Consider the following 20,391-nt stretch of genomic DNA (forward strand, 5'->3'; position numbering starts at 1 on the left):
GGAAGGAATGCAGTTCCGCGCGATCGAGGACTGATTCGGTCGCAGCGTCGATATCGCTCCCATTACCTCTGGCATAATCGAAGTCCGTCACTTCCTTTGGCAATCTGCAGTCATCAGGCCGGCAAATCGGCCTCGATCGACAAGGGAGTTACGTCATGACCGCTTACGCCGTTGCCCATATGCGCCAAGTCACGATGGGCCCGCAGATCGTCGAGTACCTGCACAAGATCGATGCCACGCTGGAACCTTTCGGCGGCCGTTTCCTGGTCCATGGCGGCGACGTCGAGGTGATCGAGAACGAATGGCCGGGCAACCTTATCATCATCGAATTTCCCGACCGGAATCAGGTGCACAGCTGGTACAATTCGCCAGCCTACCGGGCGATCCTTCCACTGCGCATCGATAATTCGCACTCAGACGTCATCATCGTTGACGGCGTCGAGCATCCGCACAAGGCTACGGATGTGCTTGGCTAGACGGGCCGTGCCCTATCGCTTCAGCAAGAACACCGCCTGCTGGCCGAAGAAATTCCAGAACCACCAGGGCATAGACAGGCCGATCTTCTGGCCGGCGGCGTCGAGCGCGGTTGCCTTCTCCACCGTCGCACCGAGCTCCTCGCACAGATTGACGAAGTCGCGGATGGTGCAGAAATGGATGTTGGGCGTGTCGTACCAGGAATAGGGCAAGTCCGCGGTCACCGGCATACGGCCTTTGACGAACAGCGACAGGCGCACCCGCCAATGGCCGAAATTCGGGAAGGACACGATCGCCCGGTCGCCGATCCTAAGCAGTTCGTCGAGCACCAGCTTCGGGTTGCGGGTGGCCTGCAAGGTCTGCGACAGGACGACGAAGTCAAAACCCTTGTCGGGATAGAATTCGAGATCCTTGTCGGCATCGCCCTGGATGACCGAGAGGCCGCGCGCCACACATTCGTTGACGCCGCGCTGCGACAGCTCAAGCCCGCGACCGTCGACCTGCTTGGTGTCCTGCAGCAATTCAAGCAATGAGCCGTCGCCCGAACCGACGTCGAGCACGCGTGACTGCGGCGGGATGAGGTTGGCGACGACCTCGAGGTCGACGCGCTGGCTGCCGTTGACGCTCATGATGTCGTCTCCTGGATGGCGCATGATCCTGATCCGTAAAGTCTGCAACTTTCCGGGGTCATGCGCTCAGCCCTCTGGCACGCGCCGCCGAGCCTATGAAGCCGTTGATGGCGGCGAACAGCTCCGGCTCGTCGAGCAGGAAAGCGTCGTGGCCGCGATCGGTCTCGATCTCGACGAAAGATACCGAGGCGCCGGCGGCGTTGAGCGCATGCACGATGGAGCGGCTCTCTTCCGTCGGAAACAACCAGTCCGATGTGAACGAGACCAGGCAGAAGCGGGTCTTGGTGCCGGCAAAGGCGTCCGCCAGCCTGCCGCCATGGTCGGCGGCGAGGTCGAAATAGTCCATCGACCGCGTCATGTAGAGGTAGGAATTGGCGTCGAAGCGGTCGACGAAGGTCATGCCCTGGTGGCGCAGATAGCTTTCGATCTGGAAGTCGGCATCGAAGCCGAAAGTCAGGTGGTCGCGGTCCTGCAAATTGCGGCCGAATTTTCGGTGCAGGGCGGCTTCCGAAAGGTAGGTGATGTGGGCGGCCATGCGCGCCACCGCCAGGCCCTTTTCCGGGCGCTTGCCGTGCTCGAAATATTTGCCGCCATGCCAATCCGGATCGGCCATGACGGCTTGCCGGCCGACCTCGTGGAAGGCGATGTTCTGTGAGGAATGGCGGGCGCCGGTGGCGATCGGCAGTGCCGAGAAGACGCGCTCGGGATAGCACGACGCCCATTCCAGCACTTGCATCCCGCCCATCGAGCCGCCGAGCACGCAGAACAGTTTCTCGATGCCGAAATGGTCGATCAACATCTGCTGCGCGCGCACCATGTCGCGGATGGTGATGATGGGTAGGTCGAGCCCATACGGCTTGCCGGTGGCGGGGTTGGTCGAGGCTGGGCCGGTGGAGCCGAGGCAGCCGCCGATGACGTTGGAGCAGATGACGAAGAAGCGGTTGGTGTCGATGATCTTGCCGGGGCCGATCAGCACTTCCCACCAGCCCGGCTTTCCGGTCACCGGGTTGGTGTTGGCGACATGCTGGTCGCCGGTCAGCGCGTGGCAGACGAGGATGGCATTGGAGCGGGCATCGTTCAGCGCGCCATAGGTCTGATAGGCGATCTGGAACGGCGACAAAAGCGTGCCGGCGTCGAGCTTGAGCGGCTTGTCGGACCCGAAGCGCAACACCGGGCTCGACGGCTGGTCGGCCTCGTTGTTGGTCTTTCCTGCGCGCAGAGCGGCCATTCTCGTCTCACTTGCTGCATTATATCAGGCGAAAAATCGCCGACGATGCGTCCGTCCGGCCGGTCGCGGACAATAAAAAACCGGCATTGCCATTCGCAAAGCCGGTTACGTCACGCAAACGGCCCTTTAGCGAATTGTTTAACGTGGCTGCAAGCCGACCGGCCAAATCACCACGGAACTGTCGCTGCCCTTCTAGAACTCGCCCGCTCTGCCGTCAATGCCAGCTGTCTGGGCCGGCTGCTGGCACCACTGCCGCCTCTCGACATTGCGGGCCATGGCTTGTATTTCCGCTGCGGCCTCCGGATGGAGGCATTTTCGACGGATTTTGCAAAAAATGAACCAGACACCGGATCAGGCACGTCCAACCCCGCGCGCGGGCATCATGGACATCGACGCCTATGTGCCCGGCAAGAGCGCCGCACCCGCCGGTGTCGCCAAGGTCTACAAGCTGTCGTCCAACGAGAACCCGCTCGGCCCGTCGCCGAAGGCTATTGAGGCCGCGCGTGAGGTTGCCGCCAAACTCGACATCTATCCCGATGGCACTGCCAAACGGCTGCGCGAGGCGATCGCCGAGGTGCACGGCCTCAATGCGCAGAACATCATCTGCTCGAACGGTTCCGACGAGATTCTGGGCCTGCTGGCACAAACCTATCTCGCGCCCGGTGACGAAGCGATTTTCACCGAACATGCCTTCATGGTCTACAAGATCTACATCCAGTCGGCCGGTGCCGCGCCGATCGCGGTCAAGGAGACCGACGAGCGCGCCGACATCGATGCGATACTGGCCGCCGTCACGCCGCATACGAAAATCGTGTTCCTCGCCAATCCCAACAATCCGACCGGCACCTATGTGCCGTTCCAGGAGGTGCGGCGCCTGCATGCCGGCCTGCCCAGGCATGTGCTGTTGGTGCTCGACGCGGCTTATGCCGAATATGTCCGCCGCAACGATTATGAAGCCGGCATCGAGCTGGTCGGCGGCACCGAGAACGTGGTGATGACCCGCACCTTCTCCAAGATCGGCCTTGGCGGCGCGCGGATCGGCTGGATGTATGGCCCAATGCACATCGTCGACGCCATCAACCGCGTGCGCGGTCCCTTCAACGTCAATGCGACGGCGATCGAAGCTGGCATCGCGGCGATCCGCGACCGCGCCCATGTCGAGCGCAGCGTGGCGCACAACGAGACCTGGCTTACCTGGCTGAGCCAGGAGATGACAGGGCTTGGACTGCGGGTGACACCCAGCGTCGGCAATTTCCTCCTCATCCATTTTCCCGACGACCAGAAGCATTCGGCGGCGGCGGCCGACGATTATCTGACGGCGCGCGGCTACATATTGCGGCGCGTTTCAGGCTACGGCTTCCCCAACGCGCTGCGCATGACCGTCGGCACCGAAGAGGCCAATCGCGGCGTTGTCGCCGCTCTCGCGACATTCCTGAAAAGCTGAACGCCATGACCTCACCGATGTTTGAAAAGATCGCGCTGGTCGGCATCGGCCTGATCGGCTCGTCGCTGGCCCGCGTCATCCGCCGCGAGGGGCTGGCTGGCCATGTCGCCATCTCGACCCGCAGCGCCGCGACGCTGGCGCGGGCGGAGGAACTTGGACTGGGCGACTCCTACACGACCGATGCGAAAGAAGCGGTTCGCGATGCCGATCTGGTCATCGTCTCGGTGCCGGTCGGCTCGTCCGGCGCAGTGGCGCAGGAGATTGCGCCGGCGCTGAAGAAGGGTGCGATCCTCACCGATGTCGGCTCGACCAAGGCATCGGTGATCGCGCAGATGCAGCCGCATGTGCCTGACGGCGTGCATTTCATTCCGGGCCATCCGCTGGCGGGCACGGAAAAATCCGGCCCTGATGCCGGGTTTGCCGATTTGTTCGACAATCGCTGGTGCATCTTCACGCCGGTACCGGGCACCGATCCGGAAGCGCTGGAGAGGCTGTCGGAATTCTGGCGCCGCTGCGGCGCCAACATCGACACGATGGACCCGCAGCATCACGACATGACGCTCGCCATCGTCTCGCATCTGCCGCACATCATCGCCTACAACATCGTCGGCACCGCCGACGATCTGGAATCGGTGACCAAGACGGAAGTGATCAAATATTCCGCCTCCGGCTTTCGCGACTTTACGCGTCTGGCCGCCTCGGATCCGACCATGTGGCGCGACGTCTGCCTGCACAACAAGGACGCCATCCTTGAAATGCTGGCGCGGTTCTCGGAAGATCTGGCGTTCCTGCAGCGCGCGATCCGCTGGGGTGACGGCGACAAGCTGTTCGACCTGTTCACCCGCACCCGGGCGGTGCGCCGGTCGATCATCGAGGCCGGCCAGGATATCGACGCACCCGACTTCGGCCGTCAGGCGGTCGAGCATCCCGTCAAGAGCTAGGCTGTTTCAGGCCAGGTCGCCGCGACCATTGCCAGCGTCTCGGTCCGGTCCGGTGCGCCCAGCCTGCCGCCGAAGCGCTGGCATTTGAGGGCGGCGGCGGCACTGGCGAAGCGCAAGGCTTGCTCGACTGGCATGGCTTCCGCCAGCCCGACGGCAAAGGCGCCGTGAAAGACATCACCCGCCGCCAGCGTGTCGACTGCCTTGATTTTTGGCGCCGCGACATGACGGGATGATCGCGCTGCGCGATCGAACCACCAGGTGCCTGACGCGCCGCCGGTGACCGCGACGAAGGCGTCGGTGCGGGAGGCCATGTCGGTGCAAGCGGTTTCCAGATCCAGCGCCTGGCCGCATATGATGCGGACTGCCGGCTCGGAGGCGACGATGTGCGAGGCCAGCGGCAGCAACTGCTCCAGCACCGCCAGCGGCGCGGTGTCGGCATCGAGGATCGCCGGCCGGCCGGCGGCGTGCGCCGCCTTGAGGGCAAGGGCAGCGGCACCCGGCCAGCGCACGTCCACCAGCACGGCATCGAACGCCGCGATGTCTGCGAAAGGCAAAGCCTCGGGATCGGTCTGGGCGCGTTTGTCGTAGAAAGGCACGATGATGCGCTCGCCATGCGCGTCGACCAGGATCGAGGCCAGTGCTGAGCGGGCGCCGCTGACGCGGCGGACATAGGTGCAATCGACGCCCTCGGCCTCGACCCCGGCAATCAGCTGATCGCCGATGGGATCGTCGCCGGCGCTCGCCCACAGCGATACGTCGGCGCCCAGGCGATGCGCGGCGCAGGCAGCACTGGTTGCCATGCCCGAGGCGATCTGGACACCGTCGGAGGCAATGAATTTTCCCTGATGCGTCGGCAGCGTCTCGACACGCAGGATGGTGTCCAGTGTCAGCGCGCCGACGCTCAGGAGCCTCACCGGTTTTGCCATGGCCGCGCTATTGCACCGGCTTGATCTTGCCGAGCGGAATGAAGCCGAGCGAGGCTTTGCCCTTGACCACTTTCAGCGGCATCGACGGTTCGCTGCCGAGCATGGCTAGGGCGGCAAAGCCCTGTTCGATCGCATTCTTCTGCTCGGGTATGGCGCCGGCAAGGATAGACGCCACGGCCTTCGGATCCTTGATCCGGATCATCAGATCGGCGTCGATCAGGCCTTCGGTGTCGACCGACAGCGGCCCGGAAACGGTAACCCGCGCCGTGCCCGAGGACACATCGAGGTTGCGAGATCTCTATCCTTTGGCCGCGCAGGCTCTTCACCTGCGTGCCGATCAGCGCAACGCCGTTCTTCAGCGTGGCGTCGCCGCTGGCATCGAGCGCCGGCAGCACGCGCCCGCCGATCGTATCCGGGTCGATCTCGAGATCACCAAAGCTGCCGATATAGTCGAGATCGCCGCCATTCGGCTGCAACTGGCCAGCGGCCTTGCCGGCGCTGAACAGTTCAACCGGATCGGTGTCGTCAGCCGGATCGGTCTGGCCGGACAGGCCCTCGGCCTGCAGCGATATACGCTGCGGCAGCGGGTACCACAATTTGACGTTGGCCTGCAGATTGTCCCAGTCGATCCACAGCGGCATCATGCCCGGGACGGAGGTTCTGAGCGGTCCGCGCAGATTGGCAACCGGGGACAAGGGTTGAATGATCTGGGCGACGGCATTGAAGGAGCCGGCCGAGGCGGCGATGTTCTTGGCATCGTCCTCGTAGGCGAGGTTGTCGCAGGAGACGGTGAAGCTCAAGGGATAGCCGCTGACCTGAAGATTGGCACAGCCGGCCTCGATGCCGCTCTTGTTGAGCGTGGCAACCGCTTTCTCAGCTTCAGCCCTGACCCTGTTGGCCAGGTAGAACCAGCCGCCGCTGTAGATGGCAAACAGCACAACGATGAACGCCACGAGCCAGAACAGGCCGCGGCGGGGCTTTGGTCGGCGTTCGTCACTTGACGTCATGCTTTGGCTCTCATTAACGCATGGGTATTGGTGGACGGAGCTTCGATTCCGACAACAATAGGTAGACAGACACGGACGGAAAAAACACCGCTTCGGATGCGGTGTCGGCAATCTTTTGCAATCAGGCGCGGCGATATGGGCGATTTTTGGGTGTTTGGCTACGGCTCGCTGATCTGGCGGCCGGGTTTCGCGCATGTCGAGACACGCCGCGCCCGGCTGCATGGCTACCGCCGCTCGCTCTGTGTCTATTCCTTCGTGCATCGCGGCACGCGCCAGCGGCCCGGATTGGTGCTCGGCCTCGACCATGGCGGCTCCTGCGTCGGCCTGGCTTTCCGCGTGCCCGGGGAATTGCGCGACGAGGTTATTGCCTATCTGCGCGAGCGCGAGCTCGTCACATCAGTCTATCTCGAGCGCACGCTCAAGATTCGCCTTGATGGCGGCGGCATGGTCGAAGCCGTAGCCTACATCGTCGACCGCAAGCATGAGCAATATGCCGGGTCGCTTGATGCTGCGCATGCGGCTGCGGTGGTGCGCGGCGCCGTCGGCCAATCCGGCGACAATGAGGATTATGTTCTCAGCACGCTGAAGCATCTGGAAGCGCTTGGTATCCGCGACCATTGGCTGGAGGAAGTGGCACGGGGGATAGCGCCTTTGTGAAGGCTGGCTCTGCGGAAAAGGCAGCCAGGCCTTTGACCTTGGTGCGGCGAGACCTAGGTTAGGCTTCGAACCCCGGCCAACAGGCGGCATCCGCCCGGTCCCAATTCCTCACGGAGATCCGTCTTGCAGAAACGCCGTCTCGGTCGCACCGACCTTTCCATCGCGCCGCTGGTTCTGGGCGGCAACGTCTTCGGCTGGACCGCCGACGAGAAGACATCTTTCGACCTGCTCGACCGCTTCGTCGGGGCTGGCCTCAACGCGGTGGACACAGCGGACGCCTATTCGCGCTGGGTCCCCGGCCACAAGGGCGGCGAATCCGAAGCCATCATTGGCAGCTGGATGAAGAACCGCGGCAACCGCGACAAGGTCGTGGTGATCACCAAGGTCGGCTCCGATATGGGGCAGGGCCACAAGGACCTGTCCGCCGCCTATATCGAAAAGGCCGTCGACGCGTCGCTGAAGCGGCTGCAGATTGACGCCATCGACCTCTATCTGTCGCACTGGCCGGATCCGACCACGCCCTATGAGGAAACGCTCGGCGCCTATGAAAAGCTGCTCGCCAAGGGCAAGGTCCGCCATGTCGGCTGCTCGAACCTCGACGCCGGCCAGCTGCGCGCGGCGCTCGACGTGGCGAGCCTGCGCAGCCTGCCGCGCTACGAGGTGCTGCAGCCGGAATACAATCTCTACGACCGCTCCTCCTTCGATGGGCCGTTGCATGATCTGTGTGTGGCCGAGGATATCGGCGTCATCACCTATTTCAGCTTGGCCAAGGGTTTCCTAAGCGGCAAATACCGCAGCGAAGCCGATCTTGGCCAAAGCCCGCGTGGCGGCGGGGTGAAGGACTATCTCAACGCGCGCGGCATGCGCATCCTTGCGGCACTCGACGCGGTGTCGGCGAGGCATTCGGCCAAACAGGCGGAAGTCGCGCTTGCCTGGGTCATTGCGCGGCCAGGCGTCACCGCGCCGATCGCCAGCGCCACCAAGCCGGAGCAGATGGACAGTCTGATCAAGGCCGCGTCGCTGAAATTGACCGCCGACGACATGGCGGAGCTCGACAAGGCGAGTGGCTGAAGGTTCGGCCATCGCGATACGCACGAACGTCCAAGACCACCCCCTGTCTTGCCATAGCGTCCTGCGCTCGAGGCAAGACAGAGGGTGGAATGACTGAACCGCTTCTTTCGCAGCCGGAGCTTTGGCGGCCGCTGCTCGCACTTGTGCTTGCCGCCACGGTGGTCATGGGCAGTCCAGGTCCGGCAACGATAAGCGTCACCGCCGTTGGTGCCGCCTTCGGCCTGCGCCACTCGCTGCGCTATACCTTGGGGATCATCCTTGGCACGGTCGCTGTCCTGCTGGTCGTGGCGACCGGGATCATGGCGGTGCTTGGGTCGATGCCGAAGCTGGCGCCGTTGCTGGTTGTCGCGTCCGCCGCCTATATCCTCTATCTCGCCTTCAAGATCGCGACGGCGCCGCCGCTGACGGCACGCGCGGCCGAGGCTTCAAGTCCGACCTGGCTGGCCGGGTTTCTGCTGGCAGTCGCCAATCCCAAAGCCTATCTGGCGATCGCCGCCGTGTTTGCCGGCGCTTCATCGAACCAAGGCGGTGCCGAGCTTGGCCTATCGACGAAACTCACGGTTCTGGCCGTGATGATCGTTGTCATCCACGCCGTGTGGCTTCTTGCGGGTTCAGCCTTCGCGCGCTTCCTGCGCCGGCCTGTCACTTCCCGGGTCGTCAATCTGGTCTTTGCCGCGACATTGGTGCTGACCACGGTGCTGGCTGTCTACGGCTGATTGCCCAGCCGGAGGGCCTTCAGGCCTTCGCGCCGAGTTCCCGCAGCCGCTTCACCGCGGTCGGCGGGAAGGCCGGCGGGTTGGGTGCGCGGGACGCCTCGACGAGCATCTGGTCGCAGGCCGCTTCCGTCTCGCCGATCAGCCGCGCCATGAACTCGTCCTTGCCGAGGCCCGGCGGAATCGGCGGCAGGAAACGCGCCTTGATGGTGCCGGGATAGCGCAGGAACTTGCGGCGCGGCCAATAGAGGCCGGCGACATGGGCGACCGGCACCACCGGAACGCCAAGCTGTGCGTAGATTTCGACGATGCCGTATTTGTAGGCTGGTTCGTCGCCCGGCGCCCGGCGCGTCCCTTCGGGATAGATGATCAGCTGGCGTGGGTTGCGCGCCATCTCTTCCTTGGTCGCCGCGACCACCGCCTTCAAGGCCTTGGAGCGGCTGCCGCGATGAACCGGGATCATGCGCATCTTCATGATGTACCAGCCGAAGAACGGGATCCATGTCAGCTCGCGCTTGAGGATGTAGAGCGGATCCTGGAGGAAAGGGAAGAAGGCGATCGCGTCCCAGAACGACTGGTGCTTGGGCGCCAGGATGAAGGAGCCTTCGGGCAGGTTTTCCTGCCCGGTGATGTCGCTCTTGGTGCCGGCGATCTTGTCGTAGAGCCACATGCAGCTTCGCGACCAGAATTTCGGCACGAACCAGGCGCGGTGACGAGGCGACAGGAAATAATAGGGGGTCCAGAGGATCATCTGGACGATCAGATTGACGTAGAAGACGAAATTGAACGCCAGCGATCTGACATAGAGCATGGGGGAGGTCCGGTGAGGAAGTGTGCGTTGGTTACACCAAGCGCGGGGAAAAAGGAAATGGCCGAAGTGTGACCCGGCCGATGCCGAGGCATGGTTCGTTTCGGGGCTGACCTCCGGCCACGCTAGCCCAATCGCGCCAGCCGTTCCTTCAGGCGCGGTGCCGCAAAATCGAGGAAGGCACGTAGCTTGACCGGGAGCAGGCCGTGGCCCGCATGCACCAGGCTCACCGGCCACGGTTCCGGCTCGAATTCCTGCAGCAGGATGCGCAGCATGCCTGACCGCACCGCGGCATCGACCTGATAGGAAAGCACTTTCGTTAGCCCGACGCCGGCAATCGCTGCATCGATCGCCGCCTCGGCGGTGTTGACCTGAAGCCGCGAGCGGACCTGAACCGTGACTTCGGTCTTGCCTCTGGTGAAGCCCCATGGGGCGGCGGAGGACAGTCCCTCGAAAGTGATGCAATTGTGGGTGCTCAGGTCTTCCGGGGTCGTGGGTATGCCGTGTTCGGCCAGATAGGCCGGGCTGGCGCAGACCACACGGCGGATCGAGCCGACGCCAATGGCGACAAGGCGCGAATCGGGCAACTGGCCGATGCGCAGCGCGAGGTCGAAATGGTCTTCGACCAGCTGGGTGATGCGGTCCGCCAGGGTCAGGCGGATGTCCACGTCGGGATAGGCCGAGAGAAAGCCGGTAACGACCGGCAGCACATGAAGGCGGCCGAACACCACTGGCGCGGTGATGGCCAGCTCACCGGTCGGAGCGCTGTATTCGCCCGCCGCCGCGCGTTCGGCCTCGCCAACCTCATCGAGGATGCGGCGGCAGGCCGCAAGATAAGCCTCGCCCGCATCGGTCGGCGTCAGCCGGCGCGTCGAACGGTTCAGCAGCCTTGTGTTGAGATGACGTTCCAAATCGGAAACCTTGCGGCTGACGGTCGCCAGCGGAATGCCGAAGCGGCGGGCCGCGGCGGAAAGGCTGCCGGCCTCCACCGCGGCGACAAAGAGCGACATGGCTTCGAGACGATCCATCACTTCTTCCAGAAAATGGAAGGACTGATTGCAAATATGTCATCTGCATTTCAGGAATGGAAGGCTTTATATATCGCATTCGGTCGTGTCTGCAGCATGGCCGAGCAAAGGAGTTCCTATGTCTGAAAGCCGCCCGCCGCTTCCGCCCTTCACTGCCGAGACAGCAGCGCAGAAGGCGCGTATGGCCGAGGATGCGTGGAATTCGCGTGATCCGGCACGGGTCGCGCTCGCCTATACGACGGACAGCCGCTGGCGCAACCGCGCCGAAGTCCTGCAAGGCCGCGATGCCATCCAGGCTTTCCTGACGCGCAAATGGAGCCGTGAGCTCGACTACCGGCTGATCAAGGAAGTCTGGGCCTTTCACGGCAACCGCATCGCCGTGCGCTTCGCCTATGAATGGCACGACGATTCGGGCTCTTGGTTCCGCAGCTACGGCAATGAGAACTGGGAGTTCGATGAGCACGGGCTGATGCGCCTGCGCATCGCTAGCATCAACGACCTGCCGATCGCGGAGGTCGACCGCAAGTACCATTGGCCGCTCGGGCGCCGCCCGGACGACCACCCAACATTGTCGGAGCTCGGGCTTTAAACCCCGCTCTGGTCTAGGAGGTTTCGATGAACGCGCATGCTTTCACCAGCGACGTCGCCTTCACGCCGACCGTCAAGGCGATTCAGGCGCGCAAGGGCTCGCGGCAGTCTTACGCCCGCGTCGAGGAGCGTGGTGGCTGGCAGGCTGTCATCACGCCGGACCTTGCCGCGTTCATCGAGATGCAGACCAGCGTCTTCCTGTCGACGGCCAATGGGGACGGCCAGCCCTACATCCAGCATCGCGGCGGCCCGGCTGGCTTTCTCAAGGTGCTCGACGAAAAGACGATCGGCTTTGCGGATTTCTCCGGCAACAGGCAGTTCATCACGCAGGGCAATCTGGCCGACAATCCACGCGCCTTCCTGTTTTTGATCGACTACATGCTGCGCCAACGCATCAAGATCTGGGGCACGGCGCGCGTCGTCGAAAACGATGCCGAACTGATGGCGAGACTGATGCCTGGGGATTACAAGGCGCGGCCCGAACAGGTCATCCTGTTTACGGTCTCGGCCTGGGATTCCAACTGCCCGCAACACATTCCGCAGCGCTTCGAGGCGGCTGACGTGGCGGCAGCACTTGGCGAGCGGGACAGGCGTATTCAACACCTCGAGCAGGAGGTCATGCGCCTGAAGGCGGCGTCGAAGGCGACAGACAAGGAATGATGATAGAGGGCCGAGGGCTCAGCCGCCGGCCGCGGTCTCAGCCAGCGCGATGCCGTCCGGGGTCGGCTTCACCGGCACGATGCCGCGCGCCAGCGCCAGCAGGTATTTGGTGTATTCGGTGAACAGCACACGCAACGCCCGCGGCTTGGTCAGCCAACCGCCATTGTCGAGATTGGAATTGACCACTGGATAGGGCTCCAGCTTGGCGCCATGCAGCAGCCGGCCCATTTCCAGCAGGCTGCGTGGCATGTGGTAGTTGTTGGTGACGAGGATCACCGTGCCATAGGCATGGCTTTCGATCCATTTGGCACTTTCCTCGGCATTGCCGATCGTGTCGAGCGCAGCGCGGTCGATGTCGACGCAGCAGGAAAACAGCTTCTTGTCGCCGCCGGTCGCGACCTGGAGCTGGCGGCGGCTGGCTGAAGGATGCACGCCGCTGATCAACAGCCGCTCGCCCTTGCCGGACGCCAGCAGATCCATCGCGGCGTCGAGGCGTGACTGGCCGCCGGTCAGCACGATGATGGCATCGGCCTTCGCCGGATTGGCGGGCGTGGTCAGATGGGCGACCTTGCTGGCGAACCAGCCGAAGCCGCCGGCAAACAAGGTTGCGAGAACGAGGAGGGAGAGCGCGGATATACGCAGTGCGGTTTTTAAACGGCTAATCCCGCCGTGGTCGCGCAAACGAGCAACCACCACTGGCATCTGCACAGCCGTCCCGGTCGAATCCCGCACGTCCATAGCCATATGGTTAATCCTGAAATGCGGCCTTTGGTAGGTAAAAGACGCACTTTGCGTTACGCCGCTTCTCCATTCGTGATCAGCCTGCTTCCATCCCCCGCCAGAACATGCTCCCTTTCACGCGTCTGGTTGGCGAACGTCGATGTCGCTGAGATAGGCGACGACGGTGGCATGCGAGGTTGCCGCCGTCAGTGCGCCGATCACCAGCACCATGAGGACGACGCCGAGATAGCCTGCCGAGCCGATGGCAAAATTGCCGAACAGCGCAGTCGCCTGATCGGCCTGCGGCGTCGCCATGTTGCGCGACGACCACCAGGAAAAGACGATGAAGACCAGCACCGCCGCCGCGCCGCCGGCGGCCGCGCCCTTCATGCCGGTGACCAGGAAATGCCGGCGGAATTCGCGTGCGATGAAGGCCGCCTCGGCGCCGACGAAATGCAGCACCTCGATGATGTGTCCGTTGCCGGCCATGGCGCCGCGGGTCGCGAACACAACGGTCAGCACCGTCGCCGACAGCATCAGCGCCAGCACGGCGATGCCGATGGTCACCGTGGTGCGGGCCATGGCCACCAGCCGGTCGACCCAGGTGCGGTGGTCATCGAGCGACGCGCTCGGCAGTTTCGGCGTGATGGCAGCGCGCATGGCGGCGAAGTCGGGCGGGCTGTTCTCATCGATGGTGACGATGATCAGACGCGGCACCGGCAGCTCATCGATGTTGAGACCGGAGCCCAGCCATGGCTCCAAGAGCCCGGCGGTCGCCTCGCGGTCGATGATCCTTGTCGATTTCACGCCGGGGAACTCGGCGGCGATCTGCGAGGCCTGGGCAAGCGCTGCCTCCATGTCGAGGCCGTCGGCCGGCTTCACCTGGATCGTCGCCTCGCGCGAGATCTGGTTCTCCCAGACCGAGGCGGTGTCGCGCACCAGCGTCACCGCGCCGAAGGTCAGGCAGGACAGGAAGGTCATGATGGCGATGACCAGGACCAGGGCGCGGCCGGCGATGTTCTGCGCCGGCACGATCGGCGCCATCCGGCGCTGGGCGCGCGGCTTTGCCTCGGCCGCCTCGGCTTCCTGCTCATGCTCATGCTCTTCGAGATGTTCGGCGGACAGGTCAGTCATAGATGTCCAGCCTTCCGCCGGCCAGGATCATGCGGCGCGCGTCGACTTGTTCCATCAGGCCGAGATCGTGGGTGGCGATCACCACGGCGGTGCCCAACCGATTGAGCTCGATGAACAGCCGCAGCAGCCGTCGCGCCAGCGGCGGATCGACATTGCCGGTCGGCTCGTCGGCCAGCAGGATCTCCGGCTGCTCGATCAGGGCGCGGGCGATAGCTGCACGCTGCTTTTCGCCGCCCGACAGGACCGGCGGCAAAACATGCATGCGCTCGCCCAGCCCCACCCATTTCAACAGCTCGGTGACGTCGGTGCGGTAGCTCGCTTCCTCGCGCCCGCGCACGCGCAGCGGCAGCGCGACGTTCTCATAGGTGGTCATGTGGTCGAGCAGGCGAAAATCCTGGAACACCACGCCGATGCGGCGGCGCAGATGCGGCAGTTCGGTGCGCGAGATACGCGAGCGGTCCTTGCCGAAGATGGTGATCAGCCCGCGCGTCGGCTTCAGCGACATGAACAGAAGGCGCAGCAACGTCGTCTTGCCGGCGCCCGAAGGCCCGCTCAGGAATTGAAACGAGCGCTCCGGTATGTGCAGGGAGATGTCGCGGAGGATTTCCGGACCCATGCCATAGCGGAGGCCGACATTTTCGAAGCGAATCAATTTCGACGACCTGAAATTCCTGGCAGCACTGAGCCTGCCTGTTCTACGAAAAGACCATCGGCCGGCATGGTTAACCGGCGGTTAATTCCTGGGTTGTTTCGGCGCGTCACGAGGGCTCCGGTGGGGAAGCGTTAACCATTTTTGTTTACGCAAAAGAAACGAAAAGCGAACACGCGCAATAACGGGGCCATATGGCTGACGAACGAACCGCGCGCCCGGTTTCCGGCGAAATCATGACCGATCCGCCGGCAATTGCCGTGGCGGACCGGATCGTGCGCGGCCCGGCCGCCGATATCATCGATGCAGACTATGTCGTGTTGCCGCCGCCGGCCCCTTCTGTCGAAAGCGATTCGCCGCTGCCGCGTCCAATCGTTACCCCGTCCATCGAGGGCATGGACATGCTGCGCAAGCCGGAACCACCGGCGGAGCGGCCGCCCGCCGCGCGCGGCGGGCCGATCTTCTGGATCGCCGGCATCGGCGCCGCGCTCGCCGCCTTCTGGGTCTCCGGCGGTCATGTGCTGGTGCGCCAGGCGCCGTTCCTGACCGGCGCGCAAGCGTCGGCGCTGACCATTTCAGGCGTCACCTCACATGTCGACGCCTCCGGCGCCAATCCGGTGCTGTTTGTCGATGGTGAGGCCGCCAATGACGGGACGGGTCCGGCGACCCTGCCGCCGCTCGAAATCCGGGTAACGGGCAATGATGGATGCACAACCCGCTATACGTTGGGGACATCCGGCCATTCGCTGGCATCGGGCGAAAGATTCGGCTTTGCCAGCCGGCTCGACGTGCCTAAGAACGGCGTGAGGACCGTTTTGGTTACTTTCGCTGAGTAGGCGATCACCGGGGAAGACCAGCAATGCCAATCGTACGCGACAAGGACATCGAAGTCCTGTTTTCGGCGTCGGCGATCGCGCGCCGCAATCTCGAACTCGCCAAGGAGATCGCCGGGCACGACTATCACGATCTGCTGGTGATTTCGGTGCTGAAGGGCTCGTTCATCTTCGCCGCCGACCTGATCCGCGCCATGCATGATGTCGGCCTGTCGCCCGAGGTCGAGTTCATCTTCATTTCCAGCTATGGCGCCGGCACCACCAGCGGCGAGGTGAGGGTGCTGCGCGACATCGACAACGAGGTTTCCGGCCGCGACGTGCTTCTGATCGACGACATTCTCGAATCCGGCAAGACGCTGACCTTCACCCGCGACCTGATGCTGTCGCGCGGTGCCAAAAGCTGTTCCATCGCCGTGCTGCTCGACAAGCGCATGCGCCGCCAGACCGCGCTCGTCGCCGACTATGTCGGTTTCGACTGCCCCGATTATTTCGTCGTCGGCTATGGCATGGATGTGGCGCACGCCTTTCGCGAATTGCCGTTCGTGGGTGTTGTGAAAGGCGATGCGTGAGGCGATAGCCTCGCACCGGCAAGTTCTGAAAAAGCCCTTAACGGTTCCGGAAAAATTAGCCTGGCCGGACGCAGGGTGCTTTCAGAAAAAGTCAACTTTTCGCGGCCAAATTGCCGGCCATGGCAAAGCTTTTGATCGTCGAGGACGATGAGTCCGTCCGCACCCTCGCAGCCCGCGCGCTTGAACGCGCCGGCCACGCAATCGATATCGCCGCCGACGGCGCCCAAGGCCTGGCGCTGATACGCGCCGCGCATGGCGGCTACGATCTCGTCGTTTCCGATATCCGCATGCCGGAGATGGACGGCATCGAGATGGCGATCGCGGCGGCAGCACTTTTCCCGGCGATGAAGATCATGCTGATGACCGGCTATGCCGACCAGCGCGAGCGCGCCGAGGAGTTGAACGGCATCATCCTCGACGTCGTACAGAAGCCCTTCACGCTGGCCGAAATCCGCTCACGCGTCGAACGGGCGCTGATCTGCTTCGCCTAAAGCGCGTCGCGTTGAAACGGATTCATGCGACGCGCTTTAGGTCTTTGTTTTTTATGCATGTCGTTCTCCCAAAACCGAGGTCACTTTTGGGCGACATGCATTAGATATCCAACGTGGCAATCTATCTTCGCATCCCCTAATATGCTTGCTGGCAGCTTGGGGTGGGGAGAATGGCGCGTCAGCGTCGCAAACTTGAATCGACGGCGGAAGAACAGCCCGCAAGCGTGGAAACTCCGGCGTCGCCGCCGGAGCGGCCACGGCGTCTGCGTGACAAGTTTTCGCTTGCCGGGTTCGACACATGGTCGACTACGGTTCGCAGCATCTTCCTGAACGCGCTTTTCCTGGTTGCCGTCATCATTGTTTTCCCGGTGCTGGTCAGCCAGTTCCGCCGTGACGAGGTGATCATCGAGCCGATCGCCGTGCCCGAGGCGCTGAGCAAGGAAGGCCTGACCGCCGATGTTGCGGCAAGCCGCGTCTGGGACGGTCTTCAAGACGTGACCGCCAAGGCCAAGACCAGCAAGGCAAGCATCAGCGCCATTCCGCAATCGCGCCGTGTCGAGTTTTCCTTTCCCGACTCCGGCTTCTCGATCGAATCGCTGATCTTCCATGTGCGCCGGCTGTTCAACGCATACGAGACGCGCATTTCAGGGGAATTCGTCTGTTCCGACGAGGCATGCGGCCGCTCGGGGTTGCGCTTGCGGCTCAGGGTCGTGCGCGACACGGTCGAGATCATCGATCTGCCACCGATCGGCGACCGCCCCGAGCGGGACTATTTCGCCGATGCGGCCTCCAGCATCATGGGGAGCCTTGATCCGTTTATCGCCATCGCCGCCGATGCCGAGAAGGAACCGCTGCGGGCGACGACACTGGCGCGGCGGCTGATCCGCTCGCACCACAAGGATGCCAAATGGGCCTACAATCTCGTCGGCCTTATCCGCTACAACGCCAATGACCTGCCGGCGGCCATCGAGGACTTCCGGGCTGCGATTTCGCTAGATGCCGGTTTTCTGCCGGCGCGCCTCAATCTGGGAAATGTGCTGCGCGTCTCCGGCGATCTCGACGGGGGCCAGGCCGAGTTCAGCGAAGTGCATGGCCGCGATGCGACCAACGCGCTTGCCGTCGAGGGTTTCTCCGACATAGCGATGGCGCGTAAGCAGCCTGACGAGGCGATCAAATTCCTGGTCGAGGCGGCCGATCTCGATCCGGAGAATCCGCGCTACTATGCGAAGGCCGGCAAGATCGAGCTCGATCGCGGGCGCAAGCAGCAAGGCGTCGGTCTATTGCGCCGTTCGCTCGAACTCGATCCCGGTTACATCGTGGCCTTCGCCTATCTGGCGTCGATGTATATCGGCGACGGCAATTACGAAGAGGCGGAGAAGGTGTTTCGCGACGCCGCCGACTATTCGCCGCAAAATGCCGAAGCGCAGGCGCAGGATGCCAATTTGCTGGCTTTGCTGCACAAATGGGATACCGCGGCGCAGCGTTATGATCGCGCCAAGACCATCGAGCCTGGCAATGCCGGCTACTGGCTGGAATATGCCCGCTGCCTGCAGGCGCTCGGTCAGCAGAAAGAGGCGTTGGAGGCACTGGAAACGGCGGTCAAGCTGGCGCCCGACAAGGCCGAGATCTACAGCGCGCTTGGCGACAGTTATCGCGACATCGACCGCAAGCCCGAAGCGATCGCCGCCTACAAGAAGTTTCTGGAACTGGACAAGACCAACTCGCCGACCCGGCCAATCGTCCAACGCTTCATCGAAATTCTGTCCGGCTGATATCCAGCTTCATGCCGTGTCTCCGGTAGTGGCAAGCACCGGCGCGGCACTCTTGCGGCGCTCGGTGTTGAGCGCCAGCAGGCCGGCGCCGATAATGAGCGCCGCGCCGACGACGGTCGTCGACCTGGGCACCTCGGCGAAGAACAGAAACCCCCACAGCGGCGACCACAGGATGCCGGTGTACTCGAAGGTGGCGACGCGGTTGGCCGGCGCCAGCCTGTAGCCCTGCGACAGAAGGATCATGCCGGCGGAGGCGACGAAACCGCAGGCGGCCATCTTGAGAAAGTCAGGCAGCGTCGGCCATATCCACGGCCGCACCAGGAACTCGACGCTGGGGTGGATGGCGTGGGTTATGCCGGCCAGGTGGAAGGTGCCGGCAACCACGGCGGCGCCGATGAGATAGGCGCCGTTCTGATAGAAGGCCATCACGGTGGACGATTCGGTATCGCCGATCTTGCGCGCCATCAACTGCGAAAAACCGTAGAGCGCCGCAGAGCCCAGTGACAGCAATGCCGCCCAGTCGAACAGGCCGGCGCCGGGACGCACCATCACGATGACGCCCAGCAGCCCGATCAGCACCGTCGCCAGCGTCCGCCAGGAGACGCGTTCGCCAAGATACGGCCCAGCCAGCGCCATGATGAACAGCGGCGCCATGAAATAGAGCGCCACGGCGTCGGCCAGCGGCAGCGCGGCGATGGCCAGATAGTAGACGGTGTAGGAGGTGAACTGGATGAAGGCGCGTATCGTCAGCAGGCCGAACCGCTTCGACAGGATTGCCCGCAGCCCGACATCGGCATGGACGAGGGCGATCAGGATCGGCAAGGCGACGATCGAGCGGATCGCCATCACCTCGGTCACTGGGTAGCCGCTCGACACGGCTTTGACGAGCGGGTCCTGCAGCGAGAAGACCAACACGCCCAGGCACAGGCTCAGGATGCCGCGCACCATCCTATTCTGCATCTGCGTTCCGGCTCCTGCGCATATGATCCGAAGCTGTCGCCTACGGGCTAAAAAGAACCCGCCACCGTTTCGGGCAGCGGGCACGAGTGAGGACACTTTATTGGTCCGCAGCTGATTTCGCAGCCGCATATCCAATGGGTGAGGCAACTATCACCTGGCGTTTGACATGTTGCAAACGAATTGGAATGATACCAGCAATCAAATTTGCTTATGATGGATATCATGCGTCCGACCCTCGACAGCGATCTCCTGCGCACCTTCGTGGCCATTGCCGAGGCCGGCAATTTCACCCGGGCGGCCGAGCAGGCCGGCCGTACCCAGTCGGCGGTGTCGATGCAGATGAAGAAGCTGGAAGAACTGGTTGGCGACAGCCTGTTCGAGCGCGGCTCGCGCGGCGTCGCGCTGACCCGGCGTGGCGGCGAACTCATCGTCAACGCCCGCCGCATCGTCTCGCTGCTCGACGAAACGGCGGCGTCGATGGCGGCAGCACCACTGGGTGGGCCAGTGCGGATCGGCATTCCGGAGGAATATGGCCACGCCATCCTGTCGCGCGCGCTCGGCGCATTCTCGAAGCGTCACACCAAGGTCGAGGTCACGGTGCGCTACGCGCATTCGGGAGCACAGCTGGCGGCGCTCGCCGCCGGCGAGCTTGATCTGTGCGTGGTGTTCGAATGGCAGGATCTGGCCGGCGGCGAAGTGCTGATGCACGATCCGACCGTCTGGGTGACGTCGACCCTGCATCACATGCATGAGGAACGTCCGGTGCCGATCGCGCTCTACAACCGGGCCGGCTGGTGCAAGGACTTTGCCATCAAATCGCTGGAGCAGCGCGGGCTTGGCTATCGTGTCGCCTATACCAGCGATACCACCGGCGGACTGAAGCTTGCGGTTACCTCGGGACTGGCGATCGCGCCGATTTCGCGCAGCAACATTCCGGACGGCTGCCGTGAACTGACGTCCGCCGACGGGTTCGGCGACATCGACTCCTCCAATGTGGTGATGCACCGCAACCCGAATGCGTCAGGCGAGGCGATCGACGGCATGCAGGAGGCTATCCGCGAGGCGTTCGTCAACCGATAGAACAGCCGA

The 20,391-nt window shown here is 63.4% G+C and carries 23 protein-coding genes, 1 pseudogene and 1 riboswitch; of the genes and pseudogenes, 13 read left to right on the top strand and 11 right to left on the bottom strand.

Annotated features, from left to right (window positions below; translation table 11 throughout):
* Positions 1-155 precede the first annotated feature (155 nt).
* Positions 156-476, top strand: coding sequence for a DUF1330 domain-containing protein (locus tag AC56QX_RS09865; protein ID WP_497115589.1), 321 nt, complete (start codon positions 156-158; stop codon positions 474-476).
* 12 nt (positions 477-488) lie between these two features.
* Here the strand turns inward: AC56QX_RS09865 and metW are convergent, their stop codons facing one another.
* Both metW and metX read right to left on the bottom strand, forming a co-directional pair.
* A complete protein-coding gene (metW, locus tag AC56QX_RS09870; protein ID WP_497115591.1) occupies positions 489-1,103 on the bottom strand; it encodes a methionine biosynthesis protein MetW in 615 nt (204 codons plus the stop codon).
* Positions 1,104-1,161: 58 nt separating this feature from the next.
* On the bottom strand, positions 1,162-2,331 hold the full coding sequence (gene metX / locus AC56QX_RS09875) for a homoserine O-acetyltransferase MetX (RefSeq protein ID WP_497115593.1): 1,170 nt from the start codon (positions 2,329-2,331) through the stop codon (positions 1,162-1,164).
* Positions 2,332-2,437: 106 nt separating this feature from the next.
* Positions 2,438-2,515: riboswitch (SAM riboswitch) on the bottom strand.
* A 150-nt stretch (positions 2,516-2,665) separates the two neighbouring features.
* Between metX and hisC the strand changes: the two genes are divergently transcribed.
* On the top strand, positions 2,666-3,775 hold the full coding sequence (gene hisC / locus AC56QX_RS09880) for a histidinol-phosphate transaminase (protein WP_497115595.1): 1,110 nt from the start codon (positions 2,666-2,668) through the stop codon (positions 3,773-3,775).
* Positions 3,776-3,780: 5 nt separating this feature from the next.
* Positions 3,781-4,716 (top strand): prephenate/arogenate dehydrogenase family protein, encoded by a 936-nt coding sequence (locus tag AC56QX_RS09885; protein WP_497115596.1) that lies wholly within the window; start codon positions 3,781-3,783, stop codon positions 4,714-4,716.
* On the opposite strand, the gene AC56QX_RS09890 is transcribed toward AC56QX_RS09885, so the two are convergent.
* From AC56QX_RS09890 to AC56QX_RS09900, 3 genes and pseudogenes are all read right to left on the bottom strand, one after another.
* Positions 4,713-5,642, bottom strand: coding sequence for a sugar kinase (locus AC56QX_RS09890; protein WP_497115598.1), 930 nt, complete (start codon positions 5,640-5,642; stop codon positions 4,713-4,715). The genes AC56QX_RS09885 and AC56QX_RS09890 overlap by 4 nt on opposite strands.
* A 7-nt stretch (positions 5,643-5,649) precedes the next feature.
* Positions 5,650-5,922 (bottom strand): DUF2125 domain-containing protein, encoded by a 273-nt coding sequence (locus tag AC56QX_RS09895; protein ID WP_497115600.1) that lies wholly within the window; start codon positions 5,920-5,922, stop codon positions 5,650-5,652.
* A gap of 196 nt (positions 5,923-6,118) precedes the next feature.
* Positions 6,119-6,871: pseudogene (locus AC56QX_RS09900) on the bottom strand (DUF2125 domain-containing protein); the annotation flags it as partial.
* Here AC56QX_RS09900 and AC56QX_RS09905 point away from each other — a divergent pair.
* The 3 genes from AC56QX_RS09905 (at position 6,785) to AC56QX_RS09915 (ending at position 9,093) form a co-directional block, all read left to right on the top strand.
* Entirely contained in the window at positions 6,785-7,306 is a 522-nt protein-coding gene (locus tag AC56QX_RS09905; protein WP_497115601.1) for a gamma-glutamylcyclotransferase, read from the top strand. The pseudogene AC56QX_RS09900 and the gene AC56QX_RS09905 overlap by 87 nt on opposite strands.
* A 123-nt stretch (positions 7,307-7,429) precedes the next feature.
* The gene (locus AC56QX_RS09910) at positions 7,430-8,377 is read left to right on the top strand and encodes an aldo/keto reductase (RefSeq protein ID WP_497115602.1); all 948 of its coding nucleotides are present in this window, start codon (positions 7,430-7,432) and stop codon (positions 8,375-8,377) included.
* An 89-nt stretch (positions 8,378-8,466) separates the two neighbouring features.
* The gene (locus tag AC56QX_RS09915) at positions 8,467-9,093 is read left to right on the top strand and encodes a LysE family translocator (protein WP_497115604.1); all 627 of its coding nucleotides are present in this window, start codon (positions 8,467-8,469) and stop codon (positions 9,091-9,093) included.
* A gap of 19 nt (positions 9,094-9,112) precedes the next feature.
* Here the strand turns inward: AC56QX_RS09915 and AC56QX_RS09920 are convergent, their stop codons facing one another.
* Positions 9,113-9,901, bottom strand: coding sequence for a lysophospholipid acyltransferase family protein (locus AC56QX_RS09920; RefSeq protein WP_497115606.1), 789 nt, complete (start codon positions 9,899-9,901; stop codon positions 9,113-9,115).
* Positions 9,902-10,023: 122 nt separating this feature from the next.
* Positions 10,024-10,926, bottom strand: coding sequence for a LysR family transcriptional regulator (locus AC56QX_RS09925; protein WP_497115607.1), 903 nt, complete (start codon positions 10,924-10,926; stop codon positions 10,024-10,026).
* A gap of 118 nt (positions 10,927-11,044) precedes the next feature.
* Between AC56QX_RS09925 and AC56QX_RS09930 the strand changes: the two genes are divergently transcribed.
* Together AC56QX_RS09930 and AC56QX_RS09935 are read left to right on the top strand one after the other, a co-directional pair.
* Positions 11,045-11,515 carry a nuclear transport factor 2 family protein gene (locus AC56QX_RS09930; RefSeq protein WP_497115609.1) on the top strand — a complete coding sequence of 157 codons (471 nt, stop codon included), beginning with the start codon at positions 11,045-11,047 and terminating at the stop codon, positions 11,513-11,515.
* 26 nt (positions 11,516-11,541) lie between these two features.
* Positions 11,542-12,174, top strand: coding sequence for a pyridoxamine 5'-phosphate oxidase family protein (locus AC56QX_RS09935; protein ID WP_497115611.1), 633 nt, complete (start codon positions 11,542-11,544; stop codon positions 12,172-12,174).
* An 18-nt stretch (positions 12,175-12,192) separates the two neighbouring features.
* On the opposite strand, the gene AC56QX_RS09940 is transcribed toward AC56QX_RS09935, so the two are convergent.
* The 3 genes from AC56QX_RS09940 to ftsE all read right to left on the bottom strand — a co-directional run bounded on the left by AC56QX_RS09940 (position 12,193) and on the right by ftsE (position 14,680).
* Positions 12,193-12,918 carry a YdcF family protein gene (locus tag AC56QX_RS09940; RefSeq protein ID WP_497115613.1) on the bottom strand — a complete coding sequence of 242 codons (726 nt, stop codon included), beginning with the start codon at positions 12,916-12,918 and terminating at the stop codon, positions 12,193-12,195.
* Between the two features lie 111 nt (positions 12,919-13,029).
* Positions 13,030-14,028 carry a cell division protein FtsX gene (locus tag AC56QX_RS09945; protein WP_497115615.1) on the bottom strand — a complete coding sequence of 333 codons (999 nt, stop codon included), beginning with the start codon at positions 14,026-14,028 and terminating at the stop codon, positions 13,030-13,032.
* Positions 14,021-14,680 (bottom strand): cell division ATP-binding protein FtsE, encoded by a 660-nt coding sequence (gene ftsE / locus AC56QX_RS09950; protein WP_010911739.1) that lies wholly within the window; start codon positions 14,678-14,680, stop codon positions 14,021-14,023. Before ftsE ends, AC56QX_RS09945 begins: the two co-directional genes overlap by 8 nt.
* Positions 14,681-14,871: 191 nt before the next feature.
* On the opposite strand from ftsE, the gene AC56QX_RS09955 reads away from it, so the two are divergent.
* The 4 genes from AC56QX_RS09955 to AC56QX_RS09970 all read left to right on the top strand — a co-directional run bounded on the left by AC56QX_RS09955 (position 14,872) and on the right by AC56QX_RS09970 (position 18,342).
* Positions 14,872-15,513, top strand: a complete 642-nt coding sequence (locus AC56QX_RS09955) for a hypothetical protein (protein WP_497115618.1) — start codon at positions 14,872-14,874, stop codon at positions 15,511-15,513.
* Positions 15,514-15,536: 23 nt separating this feature from the next.
* On the top strand, positions 15,537-16,079 hold the full coding sequence (gene hpt / locus AC56QX_RS09960) for a hypoxanthine phosphoribosyltransferase (protein WP_497115620.1): 543 nt from the start codon (positions 15,537-15,539) through the stop codon (positions 16,077-16,079).
* Positions 16,080-16,198: 119 nt separating this feature from the next.
* The gene (locus tag AC56QX_RS09965) at positions 16,199-16,570 is read left to right on the top strand and encodes a response regulator (RefSeq protein WP_010911735.1); all 372 of its coding nucleotides are present in this window, start codon (positions 16,199-16,201) and stop codon (positions 16,568-16,570) included.
* Between the two features lie 170 nt (positions 16,571-16,740).
* On the top strand, positions 16,741-18,342 hold the full coding sequence (locus AC56QX_RS09970; RefSeq protein ID WP_497115622.1) for a tetratricopeptide repeat protein: 1,602 nt from the start codon (positions 16,741-16,743) through the stop codon (positions 18,340-18,342).
* 9 nt (positions 18,343-18,351) lie between these two features.
* Here the strand turns inward: AC56QX_RS09970 and AC56QX_RS09975 are convergent, their stop codons facing one another.
* Entirely contained in the window at positions 18,352-19,302 is a 951-nt protein-coding gene (locus tag AC56QX_RS09975; protein ID WP_497115624.1) for a DMT family transporter, read from the bottom strand.
* 222 nt (positions 19,303-19,524) lie between these two features.
* Here AC56QX_RS09975 and AC56QX_RS09980 point away from each other — a divergent pair, with 222 nt between their 5' ends.
* Positions 19,525-20,382 (top strand): LysR family transcriptional regulator, encoded by an 858-nt coding sequence (locus AC56QX_RS09980; protein WP_497115626.1) that lies wholly within the window; start codon positions 19,525-19,527, stop codon positions 20,380-20,382.
* Positions 20,383-20,391 lie beyond the last annotated feature (9 nt).

Source organism: Mesorhizobium sp. RCAM 06353 (assembly GCF_059683585.1).

Coding starts and splice junctions, on each gene's coding strand:
- AC56QX_RS09865 (WP_497115589.1), top strand. CDS start 156: ATGACCGCTTACGCCGTTGCCCATATGCGCCAAGTCACGATGGGCCCG.
- metW (WP_497115591.1), bottom strand. CDS start 1,103: ATGAGCGTCAACGGCAGCCAGCGCGTCGACCTCGAGGTCGTCGCCAAC.
- metX (WP_497115593.1), bottom strand. CDS start 2,331: ATGGCCGCTCTGCGCGCAGGAAAGACCAACAACGAGGCCGACCAGCCG.
- hisC (WP_497115595.1), top strand. CDS start 2,666: ATGAACCAGACACCGGATCAGGCACGTCCAACCCCGCGCGCGGGCATC.
- AC56QX_RS09885 (WP_497115596.1), top strand. CDS start 3,781: ATGACCTCACCGATGTTTGAAAAGATCGCGCTGGTCGGCATCGGCCTG.
- AC56QX_RS09890 (WP_497115598.1), bottom strand. CDS start 5,642: ATGGCAAAACCGGTGAGGCTCCTGAGCGTCGGCGCGCTGACACTGGAC.
- AC56QX_RS09905 (WP_497115601.1), top strand. CDS start 6,785: ATGGGCGATTTTTGGGTGTTTGGCTACGGCTCGCTGATCTGGCGGCCG.
- AC56QX_RS09915 (WP_497115604.1), top strand. CDS start 8,467: ATGACTGAACCGCTTCTTTCGCAGCCGGAGCTTTGGCGGCCGCTGCTC.
- AC56QX_RS09920 (WP_497115606.1), bottom strand. CDS start 9,901: ATGCTCTATGTCAGATCGCTGGCGTTCAATTTCGTCTTCTACGTCAAT.
- AC56QX_RS09925 (WP_497115607.1), bottom strand. CDS start 10,926: ATGGATCGTCTCGAAGCCATGTCGCTCTTTGTCGCCGCGGTGGAGGCC.
- AC56QX_RS09930 (WP_497115609.1), top strand. CDS start 11,045: ATGTCTGAAAGCCGCCCGCCGCTTCCGCCCTTCACTGCCGAGACAGCA.
- AC56QX_RS09935 (WP_497115611.1), top strand. CDS start 11,542: ATGAACGCGCATGCTTTCACCAGCGACGTCGCCTTCACGCCGACCGTC.
- AC56QX_RS09940 (WP_497115613.1), bottom strand. CDS start 12,918: ATGGCTATGGACGTGCGGGATTCGACCGGGACGGCTGTGCAGATGCCA.
- AC56QX_RS09945 (WP_497115615.1), bottom strand. CDS start 14,028: ATGACTGACCTGTCCGCCGAACATCTCGAAGAGCATGAGCATGAGCAG.
- AC56QX_RS09955 (WP_497115618.1), top strand. CDS start 14,872: ATGGCTGACGAACGAACCGCGCGCCCGGTTTCCGGCGAAATCATGACC.
- hpt (WP_497115620.1), top strand. CDS start 15,537: ATGCCAATCGTACGCGACAAGGACATCGAAGTCCTGTTTTCGGCGTCG.
- AC56QX_RS09965 (WP_010911735.1), top strand. CDS start 16,199: ATGGCAAAGCTTTTGATCGTCGAGGACGATGAGTCCGTCCGCACCCTC.
- AC56QX_RS09970 (WP_497115622.1), top strand. CDS start 16,741: ATGGCGCGTCAGCGTCGCAAACTTGAATCGACGGCGGAAGAACAGCCC.
- AC56QX_RS09975 (WP_497115624.1), bottom strand. CDS start 19,302: ATGCAGAATAGGATGGTGCGCGGCATCCTGAGCCTGTGCCTGGGCGTG.
- AC56QX_RS09980 (WP_497115626.1), top strand. CDS start 19,525: ATGCGTCCGACCCTCGACAGCGATCTCCTGCGCACCTTCGTGGCCATT.